General features: G+C 64.6%; 9 protein-coding genes and 1 pseudogene. 2 read left to right on the top strand and 8 right to left on the bottom strand.

The features are described 5' to 3' along the window. Positions 1-124: 124 nt before the first annotated feature. From AB8735_RS23840 to AB8735_RS23805, 8 genes are all read right to left on the bottom strand, one after another. Positions 125-4,492: a hypothetical protein gene (locus tag AB8735_RS23840; RefSeq protein WP_372409245.1), complete on the bottom strand. Its 4,368-nt coding sequence runs from the start codon at positions 4,490-4,492 to the stop codon at positions 125-127. A gap of 380 nt (positions 4,493-4,872) precedes the next feature. Then, entirely contained in the window at positions 4,873-5,187 is a 315-nt protein-coding gene (locus AB8735_RS23835; RefSeq protein ID WP_372409244.1) for a hypothetical protein, read from the bottom strand. Between the two features lie 954 nt (positions 5,188-6,141). Beyond that, complete coding sequence (locus AB8735_RS23830) at positions 6,142-6,804, bottom strand: hypothetical protein (protein WP_372409242.1); 663 nt, start codon at positions 6,802-6,804, stop codon at positions 6,142-6,144. Positions 6,805-6,850: 46 nt separating this feature from the next. Beyond that, the gene (locus AB8735_RS23825; RefSeq protein WP_372409241.1) at positions 6,851-7,141 is read right to left on the bottom strand and encodes a hypothetical protein; all 291 of its coding nucleotides are present in this window, start codon (positions 7,139-7,141) and stop codon (positions 6,851-6,853) included. 62 nt (positions 7,142-7,203) lie between these two features. Further along, positions 7,204-9,402, bottom strand: coding sequence for a glycoside hydrolase domain-containing protein (locus AB8735_RS23820; RefSeq protein WP_372409240.1), 2,199 nt, complete (start codon positions 9,400-9,402; stop codon positions 7,204-7,206). Between the two features lie 386 nt (positions 9,403-9,788). Beyond that, positions 9,789-10,334: a hypothetical protein gene (locus tag AB8735_RS23815; protein WP_372409238.1), complete on the bottom strand. Its 546-nt coding sequence runs from the start codon at positions 10,332-10,334 to the stop codon at positions 9,789-9,791. A 206-nt stretch (positions 10,335-10,540) separates the two neighbouring features. Next, positions 10,541-11,083, bottom strand: a complete 543-nt coding sequence (locus AB8735_RS23810) for a hypothetical protein (protein ID WP_372409237.1) — start codon at positions 11,081-11,083, stop codon at positions 10,541-10,543. A gap of 1,190 nt (positions 11,084-12,273) precedes the next feature. Then, on the bottom strand, positions 12,274-14,589 hold the full coding sequence (locus AB8735_RS23805; RefSeq protein ID WP_372409235.1) for a transglycosylase domain-containing protein: 2,316 nt from the start codon (positions 14,587-14,589) through the stop codon (positions 12,274-12,276). Positions 14,590-14,809: 220 nt separating this feature from the next. Between AB8735_RS23805 and AB8735_RS23800 the strand changes: the two are divergent. Both AB8735_RS23800 and AB8735_RS23795 read left to right on the top strand, forming a co-directional pair. After that, positions 14,810-15,736: pseudogene (locus AB8735_RS23800) on the top strand (SPFH domain-containing protein). After that, complete coding sequence (locus tag AB8735_RS23795; protein ID WP_344020362.1) at positions 15,733-15,969, top strand: hypothetical protein; 237 nt, start codon at positions 15,733-15,735, stop codon at positions 15,967-15,969. The pseudogene AB8735_RS23800 and the gene AB8735_RS23795 overlap by 4 nt, the downstream one beginning before the upstream one ends. Positions 15,970-16,000: the final 31 nt, after the last annotated feature.

The following is a 16,000-nucleotide window of genomic DNA, read 5'->3' as shown; positions in this document are numbered from 1 at the left end:
GGCTACATAAAGGAAACCCATGAGGGGATTCTCCCTTGACGCATAAAGAGGGGAGGAGGGCCGGCAGGTACGCCTCGGCCCCCCTCCCCCGGGGCGATGTCACATCACCCGTCGATTCTCCCGGTTACTGGGTGAGGTTGACGTCGAACTCCTTTTCCGGCTCGTCGCAGTGCACCACCTTGCCGGGCCGGTTCCCGGGCTCGTCACCGAAGACCGGAACCGGGGCGTCCACGCCCCACGGGTTGCCTCCGTTGCCCCGCGAGCCCACGCCGCACCAGGCGTACGCATTGCCATTGGGCGCGGTGGCGGGGAAGTTGGAGAAGTTCCTCCAGTCACCGCCACTGATCCGCTGGTTGGACGAGCGACCCAGATTGTCGGTCATGCGGTCGTCGACGTACAGGTAGAGGTCGGGCATGTACGACTGGTAGACGATGCCGTTGGACGGGTGCGCGTCGTCGTTCTTCAGGTAGTGCGTCGGCTTGACGGACCCGTCGGCGCAGAAGGCCGCGGAGATGTCCTGCCAGATCGGAGGCGCGTTACCGATCATGGAACCCCACATGTTGTTGTTCCACGAACCGCTGTTCTTGAAGAACAGCGAGTAGACGTCCCCGGCGAAGTTCTTCACCGCGTAGTTGGTCTCCGTGTTGGAGTTGATCGCGTCGACCCACTTCTTGACGTTGTCGTTGATCGACTTGTGGGCGACCATGGCACGGTAGCCGTGCACGCCGCCACCGATGGCGCGGAAGTCCACGCACTGCTTGGAGTCGTCGATACGTGCGGCGCGGAAGTGCGGGAAGTACGCCTGACCCGGGGTGTCCCCGTCCTCGTAGGGGTGGGAGATCTTGAAGTCGCCGTACTCCAGCGCGTCCTGCGTGGTGTAGTCGATGTCCGGCGCGGGGATGCCGTAGTCCGCCTCGATCGCCTTCATGATCTTCGTGACGAAGTAGGGCAGGTGGGCGTTGCCGACCCGGGCGCGGTAGTCCGACGCCACGCTGCCGTCGACGATCTTCCCGTCCTCGCCGACCACGAAGGTCACGCTCACATCGGACTTGATCTTGTAGCTGTTCGGGTCCTTGTACGCCTCGGAGGCGGGCTTGGACGGGTCGGGGCGCCGGTTGGCCATGGCCATCCACACCGGGATCGACATGTCCGGGGCGGAGCCGTCGGCGCGCGGCGTCATGCCGCCGGCCTTGATGTCCTTGGCCCACTTCTCGGCCTCGTCATACGTCTTCTGGCCCGTGCACTCGCCCACGGCCTTCGCGTCCTTGCAGCGCGCCTCGTAGGTCAGACCGTGGGCCTCGACCCCGTTGCCGTTGTTGTTCCACAGCGGGGCCCGCTCGGCGAGTCCCAGGCCCCACTCGTAGAGCGACTTCATCGACCGCACGGGCGTCTCGAGCGACGTCACCGGGGAGTTGGAGTTCAGCTCCTGGTTCGGGTCGAAGATCGCGGCGGCGGTCAGGGAGCGCTGGACGAACTTGCCCTTGATCGGCTTGAACGCCACGGAGTTCCAGGCGACGTCCTGGTCGGCGTTGCCGTCCTTCGTGTAGTTCGTCAGCTTCACCTTGGGCGTGGAGGTGAACTTGTAGGCGCCCAGCGGCACCCACTTGCCGTTGTTCGCGTTCTGGTCCACGACCCGCTCGTACGGGCCGCCGACCGCGCCGTCGATGACGTACTTGGCGTGCCTGGTCTGGGCCCCGGTGTCGGGGACGAACGCGTAGACGGCGGCGAGGTCGTACGACTTGCCCGCCGTCCACTCGCCCTCGATGGTCATCCGGTTGCCGTCGCCGCCGAGGTGGTCGTCGTTCCGGGTGTGGGTGTACCAGAAGTGGCCGCCATGGCCGCCGCCGATCGAATGCAGATCGGCCTTGGCCTCGTACTGCTTGTCCCAGTCGGGATGGAAGGTGAACTCGAACTTGCCCGTCGACGACGCCTTCCCGCAGCTCGACCACGTCTCCGTACCGGCCGGGATCGAGGCGACGACGTCGGAGCCGTCCGGGGCGCCACCGCACACCGGCTCACCGTTCTTCAGCCGGTACCCACGGCCGGGCTCGGCGCGCAGGGTGGCGTACTTGATCTTCTCGTTGCCGCACGAGTCCTTGCAGTCCGACTTCCAGGTGGCGTTCTCCTGGGTCCACCAGAACTGCCGGTAGCACGCCTCGTCGGGGCAGTCGATCGGGCTGCCCGCGTTACAGCCGTTGTTCTTGTTACAGAAGGTGTCCAGCGGGGGGCTGACGCGGGAACGGCTCTCGGCACTGAGCCACCAGGCGGGCTGGAAGCCCGCGGTGGAGTACCCGGACTCGCCCTTCCAGCCCTGCTTGCCGTCCGTGTCGTAGGAGAAGCCGGTGTCGATGGACCAGGCGGCCCAGCCCATCACCTTCTCCTCGTACGGCCAGTTCTGCGGATGGGCCGCGTCGACGATGTTTTCCCTGCTGAGGGACGTGTCCATGAACGGGTGGTCCCAGGCGCCCTTCTTGTACATCGGGTTCGCCGGGTTGTTGTACCAGCCCAGACCCCAGTGGCCGCCGTTCTTCCCGGCCTCCGACCTGGGGTTGAAGCCGAGGTTGTAGTTCCAGACGGCGGTGAACCAGTTCTCCACGCGGGACGAGTCGTCGTTGTTGACCGTGATCCGCTGCCCGTCCGTGTGGACCTCGTTCCACTTGTCGGCGAGGATCTTCATGGAGGCGGCGATGTTGGTGGCGTAGTCGATCGCGATGATCTTCTGCAGCTTCGGGTCGAGACTCGTCTCGGTCTTCTGCCCCGTCGTCTTGTCCGTCTTCTCGTGCCCCGCCAGGCGCATGCCGTCCGTGACCTGGCCCACGCCGTAGCCGCAGTCGGACTTGTCCCACTTGATGCGCCAGTAGCCGAGGAGGGTGTCCTTGGCGCTGTGCCCGTAGTAACCGTCCACGGCGGCCAGCGGGTTGCCCATCTGGCCGGGGATCGAGCCGGATTCGGCCTGCCACAGGTTGGACTCCTGGGCCAGGATGCCCAGGAGCACGTTGGCGGGGATCCGGCCGCCCCCGTTCAGCGACGGGAGGGGGAACATCCCCTGCGGATCGATCGCACCCAGCCCGGCCTGGTCGCGGTAGCCGCCCTGGCGGAGCCACTTGCCGCGCAGCTCACCGCGGACGGCCATGTCCACCGCCCACTCGACCTGGTTCGGCGTCGGCTGCAACGCCTGGACGCCCATGTCGTTGCGGGAGACGGAACACCAGCGGTCGGTGTCGATGGGGTCGTGGGAGTCGGGCGCGTCGACGGGCCCGGACGCCTTCGCGGACGCGCGGGCCAGCGTACGCGGCTGGGTGCCACCGGTCAGCGCGGGCGAGAGCCCCTGCTTCAGGCGCGGCTGCGGCGAGGTCACCCGCTGCTCGACCTTGTCCCCCGTCGGCGTGGCGGTCGAGGTGACGGTCAGCGTGGTGTCGCCGTCCGCCACCCCCGGCGCCTTCCCGGAGCGGGAACGCACGCCCGCCTCGGGCTCGTTCGCCTTGTCGAAGCCCTTCCCGCCGCCCTTGATGCGGGTCAGCCCGGCGCGGACACCAGGAGTGAGCACGGGGTCGACGGCGAGACGGCCGAGGGACGATACGTCGGTGTCGGCCGGCGCGTCGACCTTCGTGATCCCGCTCCCCTCCACCTTCACGTCCTTGGGGCGGCCGGTGAGGAAGACACGGCCCTGCGCACCGGACACGAGGCCGAGGTCACCGAGGCGTCCGGTGGCCACCGTGCGCGGCTCACCGTGACCGCTGTACACCTTCGCCTGCGCCGTCTTCGCACCCTTGCGGTCCACGAAGCCGACCCGGTCGCCGTCCATGGGACGGATGTCGAAGGGAATGCTGTCCCCCTTGGCGAGCCGGCGCGTCCTCCCCTCCCCGTCGATCCGGACGAGATCACGGCCGAGCCCGGCGACCACACCGCCCTTCACCGGCGCCGCCGCCGACACCTGCCCGCGCAGCTCCCCCGTCTTCACGACCGTTCTACCGGCTGTGTCCACGGTGATCACCTGCGTCTTCACCTGCGACGCGTCGTTCATGTCGCGGTACTGGGTGAAGGCGGCGGTGTGCGTGGTGGTGTTGCAGGTGGGGTCGAAGTAGGCGAGCGTGCCGGTGAACGGCAGCTTCGTCACCTCACCCGTCGTGGTGTTCACGATCGCCGTGAACGCGCCGCCCTGCATCAGATCGGGCTTGTTCGTGAACGCACGCGGGGCGTACACGGCGGCGACATGGGAATCATCCATGACGCACTGATTACCGATCCACGAATCGGCAGGCATTCCCGGCTCGTTGAGAACGGCGGCCGTCTTCCACGCATAGGCCTGCCCCGACTCCGCGGCGAGGATACGCAGTCCGGCGGAGTCGGCGGCGGCGGTGACGGCCCGGTCCTTCGAGGCGTCCCAGCCCTTCCCGAGATGCTTGTCGGGATCGGCGACGCGCCCCGAACCGGCGGGTATGTCGGTCGACTTGGGATTGACCTGCGGGGCATCCGGTACGGCATACGCCACACTGCCCTGTATCAGCCCCGCCAGGACAGCGGCAGCCGCAAGGCCCGCGATCCCGGCACGGGCCGGTCTGAACGGTTTCAACTCTTTTTCTTTCTCTGTGCATTGGCAGGCGACAGAGAGGGATGGCGCTGAACGTCGCGCGGTGAACCGCGCCCCCCTGTGACGTCTGTGCGGATGATGAGCGCGCCATGAGGCGCCCTTGAAATGATCTTGCTCATCGTAAGCAGCAGATAAGGGGGCTGCGCAAGGCGGGAGTTGGAATGCACAACGCAAAGAAGCACGGCGCGAAAAAGGGTCACCGAAGCGACAACAAGGCGCGTTCTACAGCCTGTTGCTCACACCGCAGGACCGTCACGAAGACGGCAGGAAAAGAAGTCCGGTCAGACGCCGGCGAAGGAGACCGCCGTCCGGGCCTTTCGGCCGGACATACGGGTACGTACCTCGCCACGCATCGCGGTGGGCGGCTTCTCGGCCGGAAGCGTGAACTCCCCGGAGTTCACACGCACATCGGCGCACTTCACCGTTTCACCCGTCACGGCCGGGGACGCCGCCGGCATCCCACCCACAAGCCCGGTCCCCCCGGACACGACAACACCAACACGAATCAAGCCCGCCATGGATCCCCACCCCTGAACTCGAAAAATCGCCGACGGGGCTCCCTGGAAACGAAGCCACTCGGCGATGTCGATCAACATAGAGGCCAGGTAAGGACCCTGTCCAGGGGCCCAAAGCACCTAGGCCGGAACAAATCTCATCAGAAAAGGCCCCTCCCGCCCTATCGTCCCTTCCTCGTGAACGAAAGGACTGCTACGCCATCGAGGTGGAGCCCGCCGCTCCCCTCCGGACCGCCATGGCCACCCGGCAGATCGGACTTCCGTGTGTGCGTTGCTGACGGATTCGCAGGCATCTTCGGGCACTTCGGCCTGTCGGGTCACGCGGATCGGTGGCCTGCGCTCTCCACACCCCTTGGAAGGCACAAAGCCCCTGTTCCCGCACGGGAACAGGGGCCTACTTCATACAGTTCCGCAGAAACGCTGATCCGTTACCACTTATTGGTGTACTTCATCGCATAGGCAGGGTTCTCGGAGTCGATCTTCACACACACGGTAGGGGTAGTCGCCACCGAGCATGTTGGACCAGTCCGACTGACCCGATCTCTTCGGAACGTTGACCCTCAGCGCGCGAACCAGCTTCCCGCTCTTGTTGTCGTACTTCTCGATCGTCGCATACGAGCCGTACCAAGCAGGATCACGGAGCTTACTCGTCACGCGAACCCAGACGGCCTGGCGTTTGTGCGACCAACGGAGCTCTGCAATACGGTCGTTGTTGTCCACGGTACCGTGACCGACGGCATCCGCCTCACAACCGGTCGCCTTGGGGCCCAGGTTGTCGCAGCCGGCATTGGAGCAGCCGGCCGCGTAGGACGTACCGGCGAGCGGAATCAAGCCGAGGACTACAGCGGCAGCCGAGACGACGGCCACCCTGGAGGCAGTCTTGAGCACAGGAACTGCACGAGAACCTCGACCGGGTTCGGCGTCATCTCTTCCTCCCCCCGGAAACAGATGATGGCCCTCTTCCTCTCACTCCTGGGGCGAGGACCATCATCCAACCCGGGCTTCCCCCGAAGACCTCAGTCGGCTTTCCGTCGGTCAGGCCGAACGCTGGATGCGGGCCAGGCTGTCCGCACGACTACGACGGGACGGGGACAGAACATTTACCTCCGCACCGGCGCCTTCACCAGGTGTCGCGTCCCATCCCCGAATCTTGTCGGCGACCTGCCTCACCCGCTCGTCGTCCGGGCCAGTACTGATGTAGAACAGCGACTCATTGACGTTGCTGTCGTCCCCTCCCCAGCGCACGACGCCCCCACAGTCAGCAAGGACGTCTCGCAACACCAGCTCCTGCGGCGGAAAGAGACCGCCCTTCGCACTGGCGCCCGGCCGGATCTGCACTGCAGTTCCGGAAGCAAGGTTCGACTCGGGCAAGCTCTTATGGAGCTTGCCGATCTCACGCCAGCCGGCCAGGTCGACCCGCTGGATTTCCTCGATCTCGTAGTGGAAGCGGCGGATCACATGGACGAGGATTGCCTCGACATCACCGATCCGAACATCCACCATGAGTCCCGTACCGGCAACAGGACGCGTCCACACCGTCGAGACATCGTTTGTTTTCTTCTCGATCGGCCATCCGTTGGCGGACGTCGGAAGCTTCTTCGGTGCCTTCTTCGGTGCCTTTTTCGATGCAGCCGAGGCCGTGCCCGGCATCAGGGACCCCACCGTGGCCGCGATACCGATCGCGGTGGCGCTCCTCACCACGGCTCGCCTTGTTATCTGGCTTTGCACGCCTTCAATCCGTTTCTCATAGACCGATTACGAGCGTGAGCCAGGGAACAAGGGTCACCAGCGCGCTCAGCGGCCAGTACAGCCGAGGGGCCAGTGCTGTTCTGCGCTGCAGGGGACGGTTGGCAAGCCACCACACCCAGACGAACAACACCAGCGGCGGCACCCCGACCAGCAGCCAGGGCTCCCAGCCGTCATTCTCCGTCGGCTCGTGCCCGGTCCAGCCGATGGCCGCGAGCGGCCAGTTCTTGGCGAAATACCACAGCAGCCAGACCGGCACGATCCCGGGGATCCCCAGCAGCACGTTCACGCCTACGGCGATCGGAAACCACTTCCGCCTGTGCCCGTTGTTCACGCTCACACCCGGTGGTGTCACTTGCTGCGCGAGAGCTTGTTGTAGTTCTCGAGCACGTTGTACAAGCCGATCAGCTCACGCCCGTACTGCTGCGCATCCTTTCCGGTCCCGTTGTACCGGGCCAGCAGAGCCTGCGTATCGGCCGGGCTGGTGGTCAGGCTCGGTTTGGCGATCCCGAGCTGATGCGCGTTGTAAACCGTCAGGCAGGCGACCGACCGGATGTTGTAGTTCGGGTCCTGAAGGTTGTTCCACACGTCCCGCAGGTCACTCTTGGTCAGAGGCGTTCCGTTGATGATGCCCTGACTGATGCAGTAATTGCGGGCCTCGATGGTCACCCATGCAAAGATCTGGCCCCATCCGGTGCTGCTGTCATCCCTTGCCCCCCTCTTGACCTCCTTGTCGGCGACGAAATCCAACACGTTCCACTTTCGCAGCTCCCAGAGGACCGGAGCCTGGATCAGGGCCTTCCGGAGTTTGAGCTGCCGCGCCAGCGACGTGAACAGCCAGTCCATGCTCAGGACCTGGTCGAATGCCTTGGTGGTGGAGATACCGCCCACAGTGGCCCAGTCGTCGTCCGTCCAGCCATCACCACCGGTTTCCGGAACCCCGATCGACGTCAGATAGTTCTGGACATCCTTCAGCATCGCGTTACGGTGCTTGAACTTGTCCAACTCCACGTCCAGGTCATTGGTGTAGGACCCGGCATCGAAGTCGCCCTGACCGGTGTCACGGCCCGAGGCAATGTTGTTGTCGATCTCGATCGCCCCGGCACCCGAGCCAATCTTGATCGTGACTATCTGGTCGAACGCCCAGTTCGTCGGCATCGGATAACCGAGGTTGCCCGAGAAGCCGCTCGACATGTCGGAAACAAAACTCGTCGCTGCATACCCGGCGTCCGCGACACGCTGGCACACGTTGCGTGGTCCGTAAATGCCGACTCCATAGCCGGAGTTCTCCCCGACCGTACGCATGATCCCGCGGAAGTGCGGGACAATATACTCCGTGACCTCGCCGTCCATCGCATCGTAGTCGACCGCGAAGTAGATGATCGTCCCGGACTTGAATCCGTGGTATTTGGCCCACTCGATCGCTTTGAACGCGTCAAGGGACCCCTGCCCGTAGCTGAAATAATCTGCTGACCGGCTCCACGTCTGGTAGATCGGAAAGCAGCGCAGCCCGTACTCCTTGATGGTGGCAAGCTCGCCGGGCTGGATCTGCTTCTCCTCCGGGCTTGTGTTGGGCGGGCTGTACAGATACCGACCGATGTACTTGTAGCCGGCGCTCTTCAGCGTCTGGGCACGTTCCGGCGTGATCTTGGTGACCCCGTCGCACGCCGTGCCCTTGCGGGACTGGTCTCCGTAGGAGACGAGCAGCGAAGACCAGGTCTGGAAGTCACCGATCCCGGTGACCGGAAGCTTCATGAACGACTGGAACGTCTCCACGGCGCTCTTCACCGTGGCAGTGAAGTTCCCGAAAGGAACGTTCCGCTTGTTGAGGATCATCGCTGCCGTGAACAGCAGCGGCCACGTTCCGGTGGTGCCGACTGCAACCGGGTGGGACTTCAGTCCGGACTGTGTGCCGGGCCCGAATATGCCGTTTGCGCTGCCATCGGCCATGCCCAGTTCGTACTGGATCGCGAACAGCATCGACTTCGCCACATCACGGGAATGGTGACCGTCGCAGGGGATGACGAAGAAGTCCTGGCGTTTGATGTACCGGCCGTTCAGCCACTGCTGGATCGAACGAATCGCGTCCGAACCGCCGTTGACGGTGACATAGGCGTCCATGTTGAACAGGCCTTTGACAACCTTCGGTTCAAGAGAGCTGCCGGGGTAAACCCCGTCAACGCCCATATCCCGCTTCAGCTTCTCGACAGCGGCCTTGACGCGAGAGTTGTACTTGCCGTCGATATCGCCACCGTCATACCCCTTGCAGTACAGGGCGGACTGAAGGATACGGCAGAAGATCGCCGACGGAGCGTTCGACTCATCCAGCTTGGCGTACTTCGACTGAAGCGCTGAGAGCGTGGTCGGACCGAAGGAGTTCGACAGGGATTTGATGCCCATCTCGTACTGGAGCGCACGAGTCAGGGCGTACATCGTGGTCCAGCCGGTTCGGCCGTTCTCCTCCAGCTTGGATATACCAAGACTTGCGCCATTGTTATAGGTGCTGTTGATGAACCGCTGGGCTCTACGAACCAGCTCGTCACCAGACATACGAGACCTTCCTGCAAGAATATGTGTGCGCCCACTGGAGTGGCACACCAACGACCACCCGGTGATCTACTACTGAGATCATGCTGCCGAGTTCGGTGGAGACGACGGGGACGTCGTTCCTGGCTCAATAAGGTGGAGGACGGCTTTGGTGGGGAGTCAGCAGCCCGTACGGCAGCCGGCCTGAGTGCCATTCATCCGTTCTGCATCCCGGCGAAGACCGTGCCGGCCAAGCAGATGACAGCGGTGCGATGGCAGCAGTTCAGCAGACGCTGTATCTCCTCAGTCCGCTGCCCCCGACTGCCCTGCCGACTCCCAGCTTCTTCTGCTGCGGCCCGCCAAGCAGTCCTCGGACTCAGGACCGCGTATGGACCTCAAAACGTCTCAGCTCACACGGCGGTGAACGGCGAGCCGACCATCTCCCACTTAGCAGGGCCCTTCGCGTCCCCGGTGACGTCGAAAATGACCGTCGCGTCCGCGGAGTACCACTGCCCAGACTTCATCGCCTGTGCGGGAACCTCGCAGGTCGCATCTTCCTCAACGGCATTCGTCCAGTTTGCATTCAACTTCGCGGTCAAATCACAGGACTTCTGCACCACGACCGTGTCCGCACCATTCTTCGCGGGACGCGCCTTGAGGCGGACCTGGACCGTAAAGGAATCCCATCTCTTGCCCTTGTCCAGGACCTGGTCATCCAGGATCTGCCAGGTGAGTCCGACACTGGCACGAACCTTGCCGGCCGCAACCTTGGTACATACCCCGGCATGTACTGCGGTGGCCGGCTTCTTTCCCGGAAGTGTGAACTCCTTGGAATTCACCCCACCATCAGCACACTTCACCGTCTCGGCCGCCACAGCCGGGGACGCCGTCAGCATCCCGCCCGTGAGCCCAATCCCTGCGAGCACGACAGCACAGGCACGGCTCATACGCGCCATGAATTCCACCCCAAACTCATAACAATGCCGACGATTCTCCCCATAAAAGAAGATCTGCGACGGCGACGATCAAATTGACGGTCAGGTAAGTCACATGTCCGGTTTGGACAGCGACACCCAACCAAGAAATCCCTGCAGATCAAGAGCCGGCTCACGTCAACCCACTGCGGCCACCCCTTGGGACGAGACTCCGCCGGGTAGGAGAACTAATCGCATGCAGTGGCCGAGAGCTTGCGGTCAATAATCGCCGTTGAAGCACTTGCGGACCGCTTCATGATGGCGTAAACGTAGCCGCACCCCCCCTTCTTCTGATAAACTGGGCCAGCGTACTTGGTGAAAGTCCCCTCATCCACAGAGCACGGCACGGCGGTGTAGTTCGAGCACAGCTTGAGCTTCATATACATGGCCGTACCCGAGTTGTTATCAAAGATCGCACAGGTGGGAATGTCGTTGTAGCGACCTCCCTTCGGGAGCGGAGCCTGGTAGGTGAAAAGCGTGCCCAGGCGGCTGGCATCGGGAAGCCGCTCGGCATGGTTCAACTTGTAGTTCGCACCGCACAGATTAGCCCCAGCCGCCACTGCGGCCGGGCTCTTCGCCGCGATGTCACGGGTGACCTTGTCGGCCCGGCTGCTGATTTTTCCGCTCAACTCACCTTTCAAGTCGGCCGCTTGTGCCTGCGGGGCGACAACACCGAGCAGGCCGAACGCAACTGCAGCCCCCACGGCGGAAAGCCTGGAAAACTTCAACATTCCACTATCCCCTGATGCTCACGACGGACGAATGCTGTCCGGTTTCACAGTGGAGTGAAGACAGGTCGCCCCAACGACCTGACGCATGACCACAGACAATGATCAAGCGTCGCCTGGCAATTGCACCAGCCCCCCGGAACAAGCACGCATCGCGGTCTCTTGATCGTTTCTGCGTTGCACGGAATTTACCATTCCCTTACGCAGGTTTGTCAACGTGATGCAGGCCCGACAGCTGCAGTTCGCGATTGAGATGCGGTCACGTCACAACCTCTGCGGTGGCGTTGTTCCATTGCCGACGTCCGTAGGACGCGGTGTCGACAGTGGCGTCGTCAGGTGAAGCAGGTGGACGGAGTGGGTGCACAGGGAGGACAACGGTGCGCCCCAGTAAGCAGAGGGTTTCACGGAGGTCAGTGAGACCGACGGCGCGTTGTAGTGGGTCGGGGATGCCGATAGTGGCTGTGGTGACCGCGAGGAGAGTGCAGACGACCGGACTCCAGCACATGCAGGCCTTCCAGCAGGTGACCTGCACCGGCTCGAGGTCGGCGACGCCTTTGGGGCGGTCCGGGAACTCTCTTCAATGCACTGATGGGTGGTCAGCCACCGGGGCAGTCACGATCACGGGCCGAGCAGACCGACAGTGGCAGTAAGGCAGTTCGCCAGTGCTGCGGTGCCGGCGGACGCGGCGTGCGGCAGTGCAGCTGCAGACTTCGTCAACAGCGGCCCAGCGAGCATGGCAGTCCAGGCCTGCACGGGCGAGCAGCTGTCCGGCCAACTCGGGATAGGAGGTGAAGGCCGTTCGCTGGGCAGTTCGGCGAGGTCGAGGTATTCGCCGTCCGTGGCCCACGCACGCACAACACCCGGTCGAAAAGGGCGTTTCCTGCCTCGCCAAATCCCAACACCATATCGGAGCAGCAGAGTTGGCCGTCGACTCCGGGCGGCGAACCGGTAACTGACAGCATCGTGGTCCCATTGGCGCGGGAGGAAGCGCTGCTCCGACGCAGTCCACAACGCCCCAACCGCCCTGGCAATGACCAAGCAGTTGGGCTGCTGGGCGAAGCGGTGCGTCCTCGATCGTTTCGCGCATTGCGCGATGGGCCCCGGCACAGAAGCACGACGCTGAACTGTGGGCATGCAAGCGGCCGCCGCACTCCTCGTGGAGTGCGGCGGCCGCTTCGTTCCTCTGCGTCCCGCTATGACGACGGGCTCGGACTCAGCCCGTTGAGGTGGAGTCCGTCGTCCCCGCCCGGACCGCCGTTGTCGCCCGGCGGGTTGGGCTTGCCCGTGTTGCCGGTGGGCGGGTCCGTCGGCGGCTTCGGGGGCTTGGGCGGCTTCGTGTGATGCGTCGGAGGCGTCGTCTCCGGTGCCTTGGTCGTCGGCGGCTTGGTGGTCGCCGGGGGCGTCGTCGGCGGCTTGGAGGGGGTCGCCGGCGGCGTCGTCGGGGCCTGGGTCACCGGGGGCGCCGTGGTGGTGGGCGGCGGCGGGGCCTGCGTGGCAGCGCCGTTGTCCGTCTCCAGGTCGAACTTGGCGGTGGCGTCGTCGCCGAGGGCGGCGTCGGTGTACGCGGCCCAGATCTCGGCCGGGTAGCCACTGCCGTTGACGCGGGGCAGGCCACCGGCGCCGTACAACGGCTCCTGCTTGCCGCCGTCCCCTTCGCCGTACACCGCGACCACCGTCGTGAGGTCCGGCGTGTAGGCGGTGAACCAGGCCGCACGGTCCTTCTCGGCCGTACCGGTCTTACCGGCAACCTGGTAGCGGTCACTCCGGAACTTGTTGGCCGTACCGTCGTCGCTCTCGACGACGCTCTTGAGAACGGCGGTCACACCGTCCGCGGCGTCCCGGCTGATGACCTTCTCGCCGCCGGACGACTTCGGCAGGCTGATGTCGCTGCCACCCCGGCTGATGGACTTGATGATGCTGGGTTCGACCTTCTGGCCGTGGTTGTTCAACGTGGCGTAGGCGCCGGCCATGTGCAGCGGGCTCTGCCCCATGGCGCCGAGCGCCATCGCCGGCTTGGTGACGAAGTCCTTCACCTTGGGGTTCATTCCGAGCCCGACGGCGGTGTCCTTGACCTTCTCCAGCCCGACGTCCACTGCCATCTGCGCGAAGACGGGGTTGATCGACTTCTCCATGCCGACCTCGACGGTGACCGGCCCGTAGCTGTGCTGGTCCTCGTTCTCAGGGGCGTAACCGTCGGCCCCCGGGCCCTGGATCACATGCTCGTTGTCACCGTTGTAGATGGTGTTGGCGTTGATCGGCTTGCCGTCCTGGGTCTTCGCCCCGTTCGCCAGGGCGGACGCGTAGATGAACGGCTTGAACGTCGAGCCCGGTGTGTAGTCCTCCCGGCTGGCGTTGTTGATCTGGTGCTCCAGATACTTCTTGCCGCCGTACATGGCAACGATCTTGCCGGTCTTCGGGTCCACCGAGACGGCACCTGGCTGGACGGCCTTGTCGATCTTGCGGACGCTCGGGTCGAGCTTGCTCCACAGCTGGTCGTCAACCGCCTTCTCCAGAGCGGCCTGACGCTTGGCGTCGATGCTGAGGGTGATGGTGTAGCCACCGGCACCGATGTTGCCACCGGACTGCTTGATGGCCTCCTCCGCCTGGACCTTGGCCAGATCGTAGAAGTAGCCGTACTGCTTCTTGAACGACGTATCGGGCTTGACCTTGCCCACCTTGGGGAAGCTCATCTTGGTGCGCTCGGCCTTGGTCAGCCAGCCCTTCTCGACCTCCTTGTCGAGGACGTAGGCCCAACGCTCCTTCGCCATCCGCTTGCCGGTGTCCGTGCCCGTCACCACGTCGTACTGGCTGGGCGCCTGGAGCAGCGCGGCGAGGTAGGCGGCTTCCTGGGTCGACAGCTTGTCGACGTCCTTGTTGAAGTACGCGTGCGAAGCGGCCTGGATGCCATAGGCGTTGCGGCCGAAGTAGCTGGTGTTGAGGTAGCCCGCGAGGATGTCTTCCTTGGACTTCTCGTTCTTGAGCTTCAGCGAGATGATCAGCTCCGTCACCTTGCGGCTGACGGTCTGGCGCTGGTCCAGGTAGTAGTTCTTCACGTACTGCTGGGTGATCGTCGAACCACCCTGTTTGCCCCGGCCCATCACCGTGTTGAGGATGCCTCGCGCGGTGCCCTGGAGGTCGACGCCGGAGTCGTCCCAGAAGTCCTTGTTCTCGGCCGCGACGACCGCGTTCTGGACGGTCTTCGGGATCTTCTGGAACGGAACTTCTTCGCGGTTGAAGGCGCCGTCCCGCTTGATGACCGTGCCGTCATCGAGCTTGTAGACGGTGGCTTGCGCCCTGGCCGCGTACTTCCCGTCCTTGGGGACGTCCACGTACATGTACAGCGCTACGAAGGCTCCAACACCCAGCGCTATGAGCCCGAAGAAGTAGGCGAGCAGCTTCTTCCAGGTGAAGAACCGACGTATACCGGCCTTCTTGGGCTTCTTGCCTCTGGCGCTGCGGGGGGCACTGCCGCCCCTCTTCTGCGCCCGTCGTTCTTCCGCTCGGCCCATCTCTCCCGTAGCTCCAGTCTGTCCGCCCCCAACCCAGCTCACGAAGCTAACACCGCAAGTGTGACCAAAGGCCCATCGATCAAGGGTTTGGCGCACGTGACATATAGCACCCCCGGGGGGCGGAACCCGGGTGCGGCGCGATGCGGGAAACCGTACAGGGCGGTAAAGTGATAGCAGTTTGATAGACCACCTTCCTTGATCATCAACCCAGGGGGAGCCCATGACCGCGACGTCCGACAACACGACCCGCAAGCCACCCATCCGCGAGGTTCCCGCGAAGGACATCGGCGGCGGGCTGGCGCTACTGCTGGGGCTCATAGGGCTGCTGATCGGCATCGGGCTCGTCGCGTTCGGCATCCGGTGCGCCAAGAGCGGGCAGCCCGGGGCCGCCGCCGCGCTCATCGCCGGTGGTGTCCTCGTCGGCCTCGCCTCCGTCATCGCGATGTCGGGGCTGAACACCATCTCGCCCGGCGAGGCCAAGGTCGTCCAGCTCTTCGGCCGCTACCGCGGCACGATCCGCACCGAAGGGCTGCGCTGGGTCAACCCGTTCACCAGCCGCAAGGGCGTCTCCACCCGGGTGCGCAACCACGAGACGGCCGTGATGAAGGTGAACGACGCCTACGGCAACCCGATCGAGCTGGCCGCGGTCGTCGTCTGGCAGGTCGACGACACGGCGCAGGCGGTGTTCGCGGTGGAGGACTTCCAGGAGTTCGTCGCCGTCCAGACCGAGGCGGCCGTGCGGCACATCGCCATCGAGTACCCCTATGACGCGCACGACGAGAACGCGCTGTCGCTGCGCGGCAACGCCGAGGAGATCACCGAGAAGCTGGCGATCGAGCTGCACGCGCGCGTCGAGGCGGCCGGGGTGCGCATCGTCGAGTCGCGCTTCACGCACCTCGCCTACGCGCCCGAGATCGCCTCGGCGATGCTCCAGCGCCAGTAGGCGGGTGCGATCGTGGCCGCGCGGCAGATGATCGTCGAAGGTGCGGTGGGCATGGTCGAGATGGCCCTGAGCCGCATCAACGAGCAGGGCATCGTCGAGCTGGACGAGGAGCGGAAGGCGGCCATGGTGAGCAATCTGATGGTGGTGCTGTGCGGTGACCGGGCCGCCCAGCCCGTCCTCAACACCGGCACCCTGTACCAGTGACGGATGATCTTCCCCCCCAAGGACGGCCGCGGCAGCGCAAGCAGGTGCTGCTGCGGCTCGATCCGCTGGTCCACGACGCGCTCTCCCGCTGGGCCGGCGAGGAGCTGCGCAGCACCAACGCGCAGATCGAGTTCCTGCTGCGGAAGGCGCTGACCGACGCCGGGCGGCTGCCGAAGGGGGTGGGCGCGATGCGGCGGCCTGGGCGGCCGGCCAAGTCGGACGAAGCGGACTGAGCGCTCCCGCGGGTGCGTCGTGGCTGGTCGC

It is taken from the genome of Streptomyces luteireticuli (genome assembly GCF_041519305.1).
Classification (GTDB): Bacteria; Actinomycetota; Actinomycetes; order Streptomycetales; family Streptomycetaceae; genus Streptomyces; species Streptomyces luteireticuli.
Note: the sequence above shows the minus strand (reverse complement) of the source record. Positions and strands in the feature narration are given on the sequence as shown.

Coding starts and splice junctions, on each gene's coding strand:
- AB8735_RS23835 (WP_372409244.1), bottom strand. CDS start 5,187: ATGTTGATCGACATCGCCGAGTGGCTTCGTTTCCAGGGAGCCCCGTCG.
- AB8735_RS23820 (WP_372409240.1), bottom strand. CDS start 9,402: ATGTCTGGTGACGAGCTGGTTCGTAGAGCCCAGCGGTTCATCAACAGC.
- AB8735_RS23815 (WP_372409238.1), bottom strand. CDS start 10,334: ATGGCGCGTATGAGCCGTGCCTGTGCTGTCGTGCTCGCAGGGATTGGG.
- AB8735_RS23810 (WP_372409237.1), bottom strand. CDS start 11,083: ATGTTGAAGTTTTCCAGGCTTTCCGCCGTGGGGGCTGCAGTTGCGTTC.
- AB8735_RS23805 (WP_372409235.1), bottom strand. CDS start 14,589: ATGGGCCGAGCGGAAGAACGACGGGCGCAGAAGAGGGGCGGCAGTGCC.